The following is a 12,453-nucleotide window of genomic DNA, read 5'->3' as shown; positions in this document are numbered from 1 at the left end:
TTCATTCTGGTTACACATGCAATCTACCTTACAGTTTGGCCGTTTCAACTACCCGTGGCGGGGGCAAGGCGTGCGCGCCCGCGTGATGGGCATCCTCAACGTCACGCCCGATTCGTTTTCCGACGGCGGCAATTACCAGTCGCTGGAGTTCGCCCTGTCGCACGCGGAGGAAATGATCGAAGCCGGTGTCGACATCATCGACGTGGGCGGCGAATCGACCCGCCCCGGCTCGCCGCCGGTGTCGCTGGAAGACGAGCTGCGGCGCGTGATGCCGGTGCTGTATGCCGTGCGCGACCTCGGCCCGGCCATCTCGGTCGACACCTACAAACCGCAGGTGATGCGTGAAGCCATCATCGCCGGCGTCGACATGATCAACGACATCAACGGCTTCCGCGCCCCGGGCGCCATCGAGGCGGTGCGCGACAGCGACTGCGCGCTGTGCATCATGCACATGCAAAGCGACCCGCAGCACATGCAGCTGGCGCCGTCCTACACCGACGTGGTGGCCGAAGTCAGCGCCTTCTTGCGCGAGCGGGTGGAGGCGCTGCTGGCGGCCGGTATTGATCCACGTCGACTTTGCATCGATCCCGGCTTTGGGTTTGGCAAGACTGTGGAGCATAATTACGCCTTGCTGAAAGCCACCTCACGCCTGATCGACGAGCTGAATCTGCCGCTGCTGGCGGGCCTGTCGCGCAAGTCCATGGTGGGCGCGGTGACCGGCAAACCGGTGGAGCAACGCATGGCGGGCAGCATCGGCGGCGCGCTGGCGGCGGTCGCGCAAGGCGCCCTGATCGTCCGCGTGCACGATGTGGCGGAGACCGTCGACGCGCTGAAGGTATGGCACGCGGCACAATAACAATGACTGAAAAGAGCACATAACATGGCACGTAAATATTTTGGCACCGACGGCATCCGTGGCCTGGTCGGCGAGGCACCGATCACCCCTGACTTCGTCATGCGCCTGGGCTACGCCGCAGGCAAGGTCCTGGCCAGCAAGCGCACCGGCAGCGGCCGTCCGACCGTCCTGATCGGCAAAGACACACGCATCTCCGGCTACATGCTGGAGGCGGCGCTGGAAGCGGGCTTTTCGGCCGCCGGCGTGGACGTCATGCTGGCCGGCCCGATGCCGACCCCGGCCATCGCCTACCTGACACGCGCGCTGCGCCTGTCGGCAGGCGTGGTGATCTCGGCCTCGCACAACCCGTTCCAGGACAACGGCATCAAATTCTTCTCGGCGCAGGGCACCAAGCTGCCGGACGCGGTGGAACTGGACATCGAGGCCGAGCTGGAGCAGCCGATGAACTGCGTGCCGTCGGAAAAACTGGGCCGCGCCAAGCGCCTGGACGACGCCCAGGGCCGCTACATCGAATTCTGCAAGAGCACCTTCCCGAACGAGCTGGACCTGCGCGGCCTGAAAGTGGTGGTCGACTGCGCTCACGGCGCCGCCTACAACATCGCGCCGCACGTGTTCCACGAGCTGGGCGCGGAAGTCATCGCCATCGGCAACAAGCCGGACGGCTTCAACATCAACCTCGAGCACGGCGCCACCGCGCCGAAAGCCATGGCCGCCGCCGTGCAGGCTCACGGCGCCGACCTCGGCATCGCGCTCGACGGCGACGCCGACCGCCTCATCATGTGCGACCACAACGGCCGCCTCTACAACGGCGACGAACTGCTGTACCTGATGGTGATGGACCGCCTGGCCACCGGCCCGGTCCCCGGCGCGGTCGGCACCCTGATGACCAATATGGCGGTGGAGGTGGCGCTGAAACAGAAGGGCATCGGCTTCGCGCGCGCCAAGGTGGGCGACCGCTACGTGCTGGAAGTGATGCAGGAGAAGGGCTGGATACTGGGCGGCGAAGGCTCGGGCCACCTGCTGGCGCTGGACAAGCATACTACCGGCGACGGCATCATCTCGGCGCTGCAAGTGCTGTCGGCGCTGAAGCGTGCAGGCAAGTCGCTGGAGCAATGCTGCAGCGAGCTGACCATCTTCCCGCAAACGCTGATCAACGTGCGCGTGCCGGCCGGTTTCGACTGGACCAAAAATGCCGCCATGGTGGCTGAGAAGGAAAAAGTCGAGGCAGAACTGGGCGACAGCGGCCGCGTGCTGATCCGCGCCTCCGGCACCGAACCGCTGATCCGCGTGATGGTCGAGGCGCGCGACGCCGCCGCCGCCCAGTCGATGGCACGCCGCATCGCGGACAAAGTGGAGAGCCAGCAAGCTGCATAAAATTTCAGCAATGAAATTAAATCAGGTGCTTTGATTGACGTGCGGAGCCAGTGAGGCTAAAATACTGTTCATCGGAGTGTAGCGCAGCCCGGTAGCGCATCTGGTTTGGGACCAGAGGGTCCAAGGTTCGAATCCTTGTACTCCGACCAAAATATCAAAACGGGTTGTCTTCGGACAGCCCGTTTTTCATTTCAGCCGCAGCTTCCTGCGGCTTCTTTCTGCCCATAGCTCAGTTGGATAGAGCATCAGCCTTCTAAGCTGAGGGTCGCTGGTTCGAACCCAGCTGGGCAGGCCAGTATTCATGCGGGTTTCAAGGCTTTTCCGGTTTTTCTGAAACTCTGTAGGCTACCGCCTGTAAGCGTCCTGTAAGCGGAGTAAAATTGTCGTTTCGCTACCTCAAGCGTGGCCTCTGTAACCGGCAGTTCGAGTTTCAGCACGTTAGACTGCTTACGCTCCGCGATCCATGCTTCGGCTGCTGCTACCGGGTCATCGAAGTTAGAATGGGCTAGTGCTACCGCCGTCTTACCTACTTTCGCTTCCGCTTCGTCCCACGCATCCAGCACAGCAGCTTGCAGATCGTAGCTATAGGACATAGCCATGCGGATCGCTTCCCTACGTGGGAAGTCGTATATCTTCTACGACTGCTTGTTTTGTGGATTTTGGTAGTGTCCCCAAATTTGGGAGACTCTTTTTCACCGAGTACGACAGGCACTTTAGCCATGAAGTGATCGTGGCGCAGAATGGCTGAACCCGGCTTGCGAATGTGGTTGATGTAATCGACGATATCCAGCAACAACATGGCTTGCACACCGGAGTCGTTCGCTACGATGCGCAGGGCTGGGATGCTCTCTTCTGCGACGGTGGTAACAGCGCTTGGAGCGCGACCGACAGTGGTAGTCTTGCATGGTAGTCACGATAGCCGTAGCGTCTTCTGGCACCAGCTTGGTAGGCACTACAGCGGAGCCTACAGAGAGTGCAGCACCTTCCAGAACGACCGGTATAGCGCGAATCTCACGAGCCAGAGCGATGGTCAGTTCGAACGAGTCCAGCATTTCTTCGACTTGCTCTGCGGTCAGGCGATAATGAAAAGCATCATTGTGTTACGCTAGGCATAAGACTTAGCGAGAATAGATATGCCTACCATTTATCATTATTGCGATGCCAGCGCTTTTCTCTCGATCATTCAGAATGATGCCTTATGGCTTTCGTCACTTTACTCAATGAATGATACGGGCGAACTTAAGTATTTTCTTGATAAGGCGTTACCGGCTGTGCGTAAAAGTATTAATCAGTATCGCGCAGGGGATGGTTTTGAGTTCTTTTCCCATACCTTTAAAACCGAATACTACGGAGCATGCTTCTCTACAGATCGTGACGACCTATATCAATGGCAAGCATACGGCCAGCGCGGAAAAGGTTTGGCTATCGGATTCCGGTCAGAGGGACTATGTAACCTAGCTCCTATGTCATTCGGCTTAACTGGAATAGACGTTCGCTTTCGTGGCCCTGAGAAGAGTGCCGGGCATCAAATTGGTATTGTTCCCGTGCAATATATGACGCAAGAGCAGATAAAAATTTGTGCTGATAGCGTAGCTGAATCGGTTAAAACCGATGCTGGCGGTATGCTTCGATCTATTCAGGGAATTGTGAGCGCCATAAACATAATAAGCTCCACGATAAAAAATGAAAAATTCGCTGCTGAGAAAGAATATCGCTTGCTGTATGCTCCTCGCATATATGAAACACACGAAGTTGGAGTGAAGGAAACGATAGAGGGGCCGATGACTGAACGAAAGTGGCGAGTTGGCGCTTATGGCCTCACACCATACTTTGAGTTTAAGGGAGTGCGCGCTCATGTGATTGAGGTCACCTTAGGCCCGAATTGTTCCGAAATACATGGTGAGCATTTAGGAGACTTTTTACGTGCTCATGGAATGAACGTACAAATCATTCGATCCAAGTCCACGTTACGATAATGGAATCACCTGGAGATTTTAGTGAAGCAAGTAAAAGAAATTCATCAACTGCCGCCTGAGCAAAGAGTTACATTCGATCAATTATCCCTGCATGGTCAGTCTGTCAGGGAGATATTTGCGCGCCTGAATATCGACATTAGAAACGCAAGTGTTCTGGATACGTTTCTTCGTAATGTTGATAGGCTTGCTGCCAGGTGGCGAGAAGGAAACGGGCAAAATGTCCGTGAGATGATTGACTGTACTACTGCAATGCGAGTGTTTGACGCCATACTTGCTGCGCAAGATGATGTGAGCGCAATCGACTGCTATCATCGGATTGCTAGAAAAGACGTTGATTTATTCTCTTCTATTCCGTCACAAGGTAAAGATGCACTGTGGGAGTTGCAGCTTCTAAAGGAATTGAAGTCACGCGGAATGAATGCGCTACTAAGTGAGCCTGATATTAATGTGTTCGTTGACGAGATGACTTTCCCAATCGCTTGCAAGAAAATCTACTCGATTAATAATCTTGAGGGTCAATTACGTAGTGCAGGGACGCAGATCAAGAAGAGCGGCGGTGGTGGTATTGTTGCGTTGAATATCGATGCGCAACTACCTCAAAACCATTTGATTGTGGCTTCGCGTAACAATGCTTCTCGAACTCTTGTGCGCGAAACGGAGAACTTCTTAGCGAATAACCAGTCGCTATTTCGTCGTATGTTTGCTGCGGGGAAATTTGATGCGGTTTTGGTGTCTGTATCGTGCCCTGTTGACAATGACGATGTGCGCCCTCGTTTTAACGTAGCAACGGAAACTTTGATATGGTGCCCGTCGGGGATTTGCTCATTGGAAAGTCAGGCGCGAGCAGAAGCGTTTCGTGCTGCGATGAAGCTGCCTTTGTATCCGTCGTAACTTAAAAAAACCTAAAAATTTTGCAAGGTCGAGATGCTTGCTTAACCCGCAGGCGTCCGGGAGAAATCGAACCTAAGGTGCTGCTTTACGGGCGTCGGTAGTGGTTTGGAAAACCCATTCTTTGCCGGGTTGGGTTAATCGTCCAGCGGAGGGGAAAACGTCGCTACATCGGGCAGGGAAAATATTAGTACGGGCTTGGCGCTGGTAGGCAGCATTGCACTGCTCTCGGATGACGAAAGCCGCTACGCGCCTGTAATGACGTCCTACGCTGCTCAGTAGCGCTTCACGATAGCGACCGAGATTGCGAAGTGGTCGGCAGTGGCAGCGATGCTCTTACCGTGTTCAGCACGCCATGCCTTGACCGTTGCTGGGTCTAGCGTCTTGCTACGCCCCTTGTAGCGTGCGTCCTCCGCTGCCTTGGCTACCTCGATACCGCGCTTCTGCATCTCCTTGCGGTTTAGGTAGTCGGCTTCCCCTTGCGCTGCCATGAAGGCCAGTACAGCGTCGAGTAGCCTTGAGCATCGGTTCGGTAGCCGTGTCGTTAAACCGGGGTGGTATGGCCGCGAATTCGATTGTTGAGCCCAATCTAAGTCTAGTGGCAACGACTGGTGCGCGTATTCAGATCGGAGTAGGATTGAATCCTGTTTAATCCTTCTGCTGGAGCCCATCATGCGTACTACTCAACAATTCAGCATTACCCTGCCGTTGGAGATGGCGGAGGCGGTCAAGGCCAAGGTGGCGGCTGGTGAGTATGCGACCGAGAGCGAAGTCATTCGTGACGGCTTGCGTGTGCTGCTGGCACGTGACCGCATGATGGAAACCTGGTTGCGGGAGCAGGTAGCGCCGGCGTTCGATGCAATGAAAGCCGATCCGTCACGCGCGGTCAGTGTTGACACTGTCTTGGCCAGATTGACTGCTGAGCACAATGCAGCCATAAAAAAATGAACTCATACACGGTTGTCTTTGCGCCGGAAGCAGAGGCACAGCTCACTGAGCTGTACTTCTATGTTGCGGAGAGAGCGTCGGCCGCGACAGCCTTGCGCTACACGAAAGCTATCGTTGATTACTGCGTGACATTCGAGGCGTTCCCGTACCGGGGTGCGCAGCGAGACGATATTCGGCCAGGGCTGCGTATTACCAACTTCAAGAAAAACGTAGTCATTGCGTTCACAATCGACGAGACAGTGGCGGTGGTGACGATCATTGGCATCTTTTACGGTGGACGGAACTTTATCCCCGCGCTCCGGGGCGATGCAGAAAGCTAAACGACGGAGAGTGTTATTTCAGGATGAATAGCCACTTCAAGCTCAGATCACCGCACGGCCATTTGACTGTTGTTTCCAAGCTTCATAGTTTTTTTTGTGTTGATTTCGGGAACTATTAGGCGCATATTGTTGCTCAACAGTACTTCATCTTGCGCCGCCCGCATCGCCGTCGGCGTGTCTTTCCCCTAGCATTATTTCCTTTCGCCCCGATCCCGCGAGCTTCGTTGTGGTTTAACTTTGCTTGCTTAAAAGGCGCGAAATCATGGATTCCTTCAAAAAATTAAAAATTGGTACCCAGCTGTGGCTGGGCTTCGGCATGTTGACCGTCCTCATGCTGGCGTTGGCGGTGTTCTCGGTGATGCGCGTGTCCTCGTTGGCGCACGCTTTCCAGCAGCAAGACAAGATGTCCAACGAAAGGCTGGATCCGTTGTACGTGGCGCGTGAGGCGCTGGCGCAGACCGGGCTGGCCGCGCGCAATGCCTATATCTTCGAGAACGACGCCCAAGCCGCCAAGGAGCTGGCCATCGTTGACGAGCAAAAAGCGATCTATCTCGCGGCCGTCGAGAAAATGACCCCGGCTTACGCCAATGATCCGCAGTTTGCCAAGGTCAAGGAGGGCTTGCTGGCCATGGCGGACGCCTTGAAGCGCCCGCGCCAGTTCCGTGAGGCCAAGAAAATGGACGAGTACGGCCAGTTCCTGGTGAATGAATGCAGCCCGCTGCGCCGCCGGATCGTGGAGGACATGTCGGTGTTGGTGAATGCCGCCCAGAAGGAATTCGACGTCGCCAGCGAAGCGGTGGCCAGCGACGCTAGCGGCGCGCAGCAGTTGGTGACGACGTTGGCGGTGGTGGCGATCATCCTCAGCGTGGTCATCGCCGGTCTGATCAAACGCATGCTGCTCAAGCAGCTGGGCGGCGAGCCGGTTTATGCATCGGAAATTGCCAGCCGTATCGCCCAAGGCGACCTGGCCGTCAATGTGCAGCTAGCCCAGGGCGATGGCGATAGTTTGCTGTTCGCCATCAAGACCATGCGCGACAGTCTGGCAGGTATTGTTCAGGACGTGAGGCAGGGCACGGATTCGATTACCAATGCCTCGAACGAGATCGCCTCCGGCAACGAGGACTTGTCGGCACGCACGGAACAGCAGGCGCAATCGCTGGAACGGGTGGCTAGCGCGATGGATGAACTGACCTCGACCGTTAAACAAAACGCCAGCAATGCTCAGCAGGCGAGTCACTTGTCGCAATCGGCATCCACTGTATCGGAGCAGGGCGGCGAAGTGATGCGCCAGGTTACTGAAACGATGGCGTCGATTAATGAGTCGTCTAAAAAGATCGTTGAAATTATTTCCGTTATCGATGGCATCGCATTCCAGACGAATATCCTGGCTTTGAATGCGGCGGTGGAAGCGGCCCGTGCCGGTGAACAAGGCCGTGGTTTTGCTGTCGTGGCCACCGAGGTTAGGAATTTGGCGCAACGCGCCGCGACCGCCGCGAAAGAAATTAAAGTATTGATTGACGATTCGGTGGAAAAAGTTGGCACCGGTTCGGATTTGGTTCATAAAGCGGAAACGACAATGCACGAGGTGGTGACCAGCGTCCGCAAGGTAACTGAAATAGTGACCGATATTAGCCATGCGAGTCAGGAACAGAGTTCAGGTATTCAAGAAGTCAGCAGCGCGATAGGCCAAATCGATGGTATGACGCAAAGGAATACCGCCTTGGTTGAAGAAGCCAGTTCCGCAGCCCAGGAATTAAAACAGCAGGCCTTCCATTTAACCCAGGCGGTTGGGCAATTTAAACTCGATGCCTCGAATGCTGTGGTTTCCCGCTTGGCTGCCAAAACCGGATCGCAGCGTGCCGACAAGCCGCTGCGCGGCCTGCGTCTGGCCAGCGGCTAAGGTCCGAGGAGCGGTCTAGGCGTGCCAGAAATTAGCGCGTTGTCGCTGATTTCTGGCATACTCCGTTCTTGCGCTGGGGCGTAACGCCCCGGCGCCAGCCTTGAGGAGAGCCACATGACCGTGGATTGGAGCGCTTTTACCCCAGCCGCCAGTTTGGCTGGCGGACTGTTGATCGGATTGGCCGCAGCCATATTCGTTATTTTTAATGGCCGCATTGCCGGTATCAGCGGGATTATCGGTGGCCTGATCAAGCCGCGTCTTGGCGATTTGAACTGGCGTATCGCGTTTATAGCTGGTCTGATTATCGCGCCAATACTCTACGCTTTCTTTTTCCCGTTGCCGCAGGTGCAGGTCGAGGCGGAAACGTCAACGCTGATTATCGCCGGTTTACTGGTAGGAGTTGGAACGCGATTCGGTTCAGGGTGCACCAGCGGGCATGGTGTTTGTGGTATATCGCGATTATCGACTCGATCAGTCGTGGCGACGCTGACATTTATGTTGGCGGGATTTATAACCGTATTTTTGGTGCGCCACCTATGATTATCATCTCTTTTCTGGCTGGATTAATATTCGGCGCGGGCTTGATTATCTCCGGCATGGCGAATCCGGCCAAGGTATTGGCATTTCTCGATTTGGCCGGTAATTGGGATCCCTCGCTTATTTTGGTGATGTGCGGCGCCATCGCTATCAGTTTCTTTGCTTTTCTTTGGGCAAAGTCGCGTAAAACCGCGTTGCTCGGCGCGGAAATGAAATTACCGACCGCGATCATTATTGACCGCCGCCTGCTGCTTGGTTCCGCAGCGTTTGGCATAGGCTGGGGCCTGGCCGGTTTTTGTCCCGGCCCGGCATTGGTGGGGATTGGAATGGGCTTGCCCAAGGCCCTGATTTTTGTTGCCGCCATGTTGGCCGGCATGGGCATTTACGAGTTGATCGAACGCGCTCAGAAGCGATAGCGCGCGGTCAACTGTACCGAGCGCGGCGCGCCCGGCAGGTTCAGGTTCTTGTTGCTGCCGTGGCCGGCGATGGTGTACGCCTTGTCGGCCAGATTCAGCAGGTTCAAGGTCAGATCCAGGCCGCGATCGCGGTAATAGGCCATGGCGTCGACCGTCGCGTAGCTCGGCAGTATCACGGTGTTGCCCGGATTGGCGTAGCGGTCGCCGACGTAATTCACGCCCGCGCCAACGCCAAAGTGCCCGGCCAGCGCCTTGGTCAGCCACAGGTTGGCGCTGTTTTTCGGCGTCAGCGTCGGACGCTTGCCCTGGACGAACTGGCCGTCATCCTTCGCGACCGAGGCGATCATTTTCCCATCCAGCCAGGCGTAGCCGGCCCAGGCTTGCCAGCCGTCGCCCAGATCGCCGGTGAAAGTCAGTTCCACGCCATTGGTGCGCTGGGTGCCGACCGGCAGCAGCTTGTTGGTGACCGGGTCGCTGGATTTCATGTTGTCGCGCGTCAACTGGAACAACGACACGCCGGCCGAGGCGCGGCCGCCGAACAGGTCGTACTTGGCGCCGATTTCCTTGTTCTTGGTGGTTTCTGGCGCGATATCGACGTTATTCGCCGCCAGCGCGAAGCCTTCGCCGGAAGGCTGGAAGGAGCGGCTGAACGAGGCGTAGTACGACTGCGTCGTGCTCGGCTGGTACACCAAGCCGGCGCGCGGGCTCCAGTTGCGGTCGGTACGCGCGAGATTGGCGGCGCCGGCGATGCGCTGCAGGGTTTCCTGCTCAAAACGGTCGTAGCGCACGCCCGCCAACGCTTTCCATTCCGGCGCGAGCGTCACGAGGTCTTGCACATAGGCGCTGGCGACGCGGAACACGCCCAGATTGTTCGTCGTTGGCGCTCCGCCGGCGGTAAATGGCACAACCGGTGGGACGGGATTGAACAATGACACGGTCGCCGCGTTGGCCTGCGAGCGCACCAGCTGGTACTTGCTCTGCTTGCCGATCTCCACGCCGTACAGCACGGTGTGCTGCATGCCGCCCAGCTCCGCGTGCTGCGTCAGCTCGGTTTGGTTGCTGTAACCATCTTCATCGCGCAAGACGTTGCCACGCGTCAGCGACACGGTCTTTGCAACCTCGTTGACGGAGCCGACCAACGTATTATTCCGGTTCAGCGAATAATCGTAGTGACGGAACGCGTTTCGGATCGAAAACTGCTGATTGAAGCGGTGATCCAGCGTAAAACCGTAGGCATAGACTCGCGATTCGCTGAAGTCGTTCTGGCGGGCGTTGGCCGCGCCGTAGTAGGTGCTGGCCGGCACGTCGACCGGACGGCCCTGATAGGACGGATTGCCGAAGTCGGTCAGACGCTTGTCGTGCAGGTACTCCGTCTGCAGCAGGAGTTGCGTGTCCGGGCTGATGCGGAACAGGGCCGACGGCGCCAACGCCTGGCGCTCCAGGAATTGTTGGTCGCGGTAGCTGTCGGCGTCCTCCACCGCGCCGGTCAGGCGGACGGCGGCGTTCTGGTCCGGCAGGTTGCGCGCCAGGTCGAATTCGCCTCGCTTCTGGCCCCAGCTGCCGACCTGTAGGCTGAGCTCGGTGCGGTCCACGCCCGGTTTCTTGGTGATGCGGTTGATCATGCCGCCCGACGAGCCGCGGCCGTACAGCACCGAGGCCGGGCCTTTGACCACCTCCACTTGCTCGATGTTCGACAAATCGCGGAAATACAGCGCATCGTCACGCATGCCGTCCACAAACTGGTCGCTGATGGCGCTAAAGCCGCGGATGGTCACCTGGTCGCGCTGGCCATCGCCGGTGGACAGGCCGATGCCCGGCACGTTCTTCAGCGCATCCTGCATGGAACGGGCGCCCTGGTCGTGCAGCAGCTGCGCCGGCACCACGTTCACGGTTTGCGGAATATCGCGCAACGGCGCATCGATCTTGGCGGCGCTGTTGGAGGTCGAGATGCGGTAGCCTTCGTCGCTGGCACCGGTGACGGTCACCGTTTGCAGGGTTTGCTCGGTCTGGGCGGCAACGAAAGGGGAGAGGGAAAGGCTCGCCAGCATCAGCGCCAGCGGGGTTTTTTGCATAGCCATGGTAGTCCTTGAAGTAGTTGCATGGCTGGCTTTTGGCTGGCTAAATGAGAATTGTTATCATTGAATTATGCTCCCAAGTTGATATCCACGCAAGCGCGGCAATCACCGTGCGGTGGATAACTTTGCTGCGAAAAAATTACGCAGCACAGCTTTTCCATTTAAATACAGTCACTTGGAACAGACTGCTGGCGCTTGTTAACAGCCTTATCCACAGAATTTGTTAACAACCGGACGGCAGGCTGTCGATCAGCGCCCGGCTGGCGGCGGACATGCGTCGGTGCGGCGGATAAATCAGCGAGAATGGCCGGCTGCGCCCGCGCAGGCTCGGCAGCACTTCCACCAGTTGCCCGCTCCGCAAGCGTTCGGCCGCGACAAACTCGTAAGTCTGGCAGATGCCGAGGCCCTGCTGCGCCAGCGAGACCACTCCCAGCACGTCGTCCGTCACCAGCATGCGCGCTGGCGCCAGGTAGTCGACGTCCTTGCCCTCGACGCGCAGCAGCCACGGCGCCTGGCGGCCCGTGCTGGGCATGATGAAGGGCAGGCAGGCGTGGCCGGCCAGTTCGTCCAGGCTGGCGGGCGTGCCGGCGCGGCGCAGGTAATCCGGCGCGGCGACCAGGCACAGCGTTTCTTCGCCCAGCCGCTTGGCGGCCAGTCCGCTGTCGGCCAGCTCACCCAGGCGGATCGCCATGTCATAGCCCTCATCGACCAGATCGACGTTGCGGTTGCTGATGCCGAGCTCGATCACGACCTGCGGATGCCGCTCCATGAACCGCCGCAGCAGCGCCGGCAGGCGGTAATGCCCCCACGTGGTGGGCACGCTGATGCGCACTTTGCCGGACAAAGCGCCACCCTGGCCCTGTATCGCGCGCTCGGCGTCGGCTATCAGGCCGAAGGCGCCGCGCGCCTGCTCCAGGTAGAGGTTGCCGGCGTCGGTGACGCTCAGCCGGCGCGTGGTGCGCCGCAGCAGCTGCACGCCGAGGCGGGCCTCCAGCCGCGCCACCGCCCGGCTCAGCACGGATGGCGTCGTGCCCAGGGCCACCGCCGCCGCGCTGATCGTGCCCTTGTCGACGATGGTGACAAAGGCTTCCACGTCCGCCATGTGATCGAATTGTCGCGCCATTCATGCCTTTCAAGAACAAATGATTTGGTTGTTGGCGTAT

At 57.9% G+C, this 12,453-nt stretch carries 13 protein-coding genes and 2 tRNA genes; 11 read left to right on the top strand and 4 right to left on the bottom strand.

The features are described 5' to 3' along the window. Positions 1-16 precede the first annotated feature (16 nt). From folP to FHW83_RS15485, 4 genes are all read left to right on the top strand, one after another. Positions 17-856 (top strand): dihydropteroate synthase, encoded by an 840-nt coding sequence (folP, locus tag FHW83_RS15500; protein WP_176647249.1) that lies wholly within the window; start codon positions 17-19, stop codon positions 854-856. Positions 857-880: 24 nt separating this feature from the next. Further along, positions 881-2,230: a phosphoglucosamine mutase gene (gene glmM, locus FHW83_RS15495; protein ID WP_176647248.1), complete on the top strand. Its 1,350-nt coding sequence runs from the start codon at positions 881-883 to the stop codon at positions 2,228-2,230. Between the two features lie 72 nt (positions 2,231-2,302). Continuing rightward, positions 2,303-2,379 (top strand) — tRNA-Pro (locus FHW83_RS15490). Between the two features lie 69 nt (positions 2,380-2,448). Next, positions 2,449-2,525 (top strand) — tRNA-Arg (locus FHW83_RS15485). A gap of 4 nt (positions 2,526-2,529) precedes the next feature. Here FHW83_RS15485 and FHW83_RS15480 read toward each other — a convergent pair. After that, positions 2,530-2,829: a hypothetical protein gene (locus FHW83_RS15480; RefSeq protein ID WP_176647247.1), complete on the bottom strand. Its 300-nt coding sequence runs from the start codon at positions 2,827-2,829 to the stop codon at positions 2,530-2,532. A 534-nt stretch (positions 2,830-3,363) separates the two neighbouring features. Between FHW83_RS15480 and FHW83_RS15475 the strand changes: the two genes are divergently transcribed. Both FHW83_RS15475 and FHW83_RS15470 read left to right on the top strand, forming a co-directional pair. Beyond that, positions 3,364-4,206, top strand: a complete 843-nt coding sequence (locus tag FHW83_RS15475; protein ID WP_176647246.1) for a DUF2971 domain-containing protein — start codon at positions 3,364-3,366, stop codon at positions 4,204-4,206. 21 nt (positions 4,207-4,227) lie between these two features. Beyond that, on the top strand, positions 4,228-5,097 hold the full coding sequence (locus FHW83_RS15470) for a hypothetical protein (protein WP_176647245.1): 870 nt from the start codon (positions 4,228-4,230) through the stop codon (positions 5,095-5,097). A 272-nt stretch (positions 5,098-5,369) separates the two neighbouring features. Here the strand turns inward: FHW83_RS15470 and FHW83_RS15465 are convergent, their stop codons facing one another. Then, entirely contained in the window at positions 5,370-5,585 is a 216-nt protein-coding gene (locus tag FHW83_RS15465) for a hypothetical protein (RefSeq protein ID WP_176647244.1), read from the bottom strand. A 181-nt stretch (positions 5,586-5,766) separates the two neighbouring features. Between FHW83_RS15465 and FHW83_RS15460 the strand changes: the two genes are divergently transcribed. The 5 genes from FHW83_RS15460 to FHW83_RS15440 all read left to right on the top strand — a co-directional run bounded on the left by FHW83_RS15460 (position 5,767) and on the right by FHW83_RS15440 (position 9,215). Beyond that, positions 5,767-6,042, top strand: a complete 276-nt coding sequence (locus FHW83_RS15460) for a type II toxin-antitoxin system ParD family antitoxin (RefSeq protein ID WP_176647243.1) — start codon at positions 5,767-5,769, stop codon at positions 6,040-6,042. Next, positions 6,039-6,362 carry a type II toxin-antitoxin system RelE/ParE family toxin gene (locus FHW83_RS15455; protein ID WP_176647242.1) on the top strand — a complete coding sequence of 108 codons (324 nt, stop codon included), beginning with the start codon at positions 6,039-6,041 and terminating at the stop codon, positions 6,360-6,362. The genes FHW83_RS15460 and FHW83_RS15455 overlap by 4 nt, the downstream gene beginning before the upstream one ends. A 262-nt stretch (positions 6,363-6,624) precedes the next feature. Continuing rightward, on the top strand, positions 6,625-8,262 hold the full coding sequence (locus FHW83_RS15450) for a methyl-accepting chemotaxis protein (RefSeq protein WP_176647241.1): 1,638 nt from the start codon (positions 6,625-6,627) through the stop codon (positions 8,260-8,262). A 114-nt stretch (positions 8,263-8,376) separates the two neighbouring features. Then, complete coding sequence (locus FHW83_RS15445; protein ID WP_176647240.1) at positions 8,377-8,802, top strand: YeeE/YedE family protein; 426 nt, start codon at positions 8,377-8,379, stop codon at positions 8,800-8,802. Further along, positions 8,799-9,215: a DUF6691 family protein gene (locus FHW83_RS15440; RefSeq protein ID WP_176647239.1), complete on the top strand. Its 417-nt coding sequence runs from the start codon at positions 8,799-8,801 to the stop codon at positions 9,213-9,215. The genes FHW83_RS15445 and FHW83_RS15440 overlap by 4 nt, the downstream gene beginning before the upstream one ends. Here the strand turns inward: FHW83_RS15440 and FHW83_RS15435 are convergent. Both FHW83_RS15435 and FHW83_RS15430 read right to left on the bottom strand, forming a co-directional pair. Further along, entirely contained in the window at positions 9,203-11,293 is a 2,091-nt protein-coding gene (locus FHW83_RS15435; protein WP_218106288.1) for a TonB-dependent siderophore receptor, read from the bottom strand. The genes FHW83_RS15440 and FHW83_RS15435 overlap by 13 nt on opposite strands. A 220-nt stretch (positions 11,294-11,513) precedes the next feature. Then, positions 11,514-12,413, bottom strand: coding sequence for a LysR family transcriptional regulator (locus tag FHW83_RS15430; RefSeq protein ID WP_176647238.1), 900 nt, complete (start codon positions 12,411-12,413; stop codon positions 11,514-11,516). Positions 12,414-12,453: the final 40 nt, after the last annotated feature.

This window comes from Duganella sp. SG902 (assembly GCF_013376005.1).
Classification (GTDB): domain Bacteria; phylum Pseudomonadota; class Gammaproteobacteria; order Burkholderiales; family Burkholderiaceae_D; genus Rugamonas.
This window is presented reverse-complemented; position numbering and strand designations above follow the sequence as displayed.

Coding starts and splice junctions, on each gene's coding strand:
- FHW83_RS15450 (WP_176647241.1), top strand. CDS start 6,625: ATGGATTCCTTCAAAAAATTAAAAATTGGTACCCAGCTGTGGCTGGGC.
- glmM (WP_176647248.1), top strand. CDS start 881: ATGGCACGTAAATATTTTGGCACCGACGGCATCCGTGGCCTGGTCGGC.
- folP (WP_176647249.1), top strand. CDS start 17: ATGCAATCTACCTTACAGTTTGGCCGTTTCAACTACCCGTGGCGGGGG.
- FHW83_RS15445 (WP_176647240.1), top strand. CDS start 8,377: ATGACCGTGGATTGGAGCGCTTTTACCCCAGCCGCCAGTTTGGCTGGC.
- FHW83_RS15430 (WP_176647238.1), bottom strand. CDS start 12,413: ATGGCGCGACAATTCGATCACATGGCGGACGTGGAAGCCTTTGTCACC.
- FHW83_RS15465 (WP_176647244.1), bottom strand. CDS start 5,585: ATGGCAGCGCAAGGGGAAGCCGACTACCTAAACCGCAAGGAGATGCAG.
- FHW83_RS15475 (WP_176647246.1), top strand. CDS start 3,364: ATGCCTACCATTTATCATTATTGCGATGCCAGCGCTTTTCTCTCGATC.
- FHW83_RS15455 (WP_176647242.1), top strand. CDS start 6,039: ATGAACTCATACACGGTTGTCTTTGCGCCGGAAGCAGAGGCACAGCTC.
- FHW83_RS15435 (WP_218106288.1), bottom strand. CDS start 11,293: ATGGCTATGCAAAAAACCCCGCTGGCGCTGATGCTGGCGAGCCTTTCC.
- FHW83_RS15480 (WP_176647247.1), bottom strand. CDS start 2,829: ATGGCTATGTCCTATAGCTACGATCTGCAAGCTGCTGTGCTGGATGCG.
- FHW83_RS15460 (WP_176647243.1), top strand. CDS start 5,767: ATGCGTACTACTCAACAATTCAGCATTACCCTGCCGTTGGAGATGGCG.
- FHW83_RS15440 (WP_176647239.1), top strand. CDS start 8,799: ATGATTATCATCTCTTTTCTGGCTGGATTAATATTCGGCGCGGGCTTG.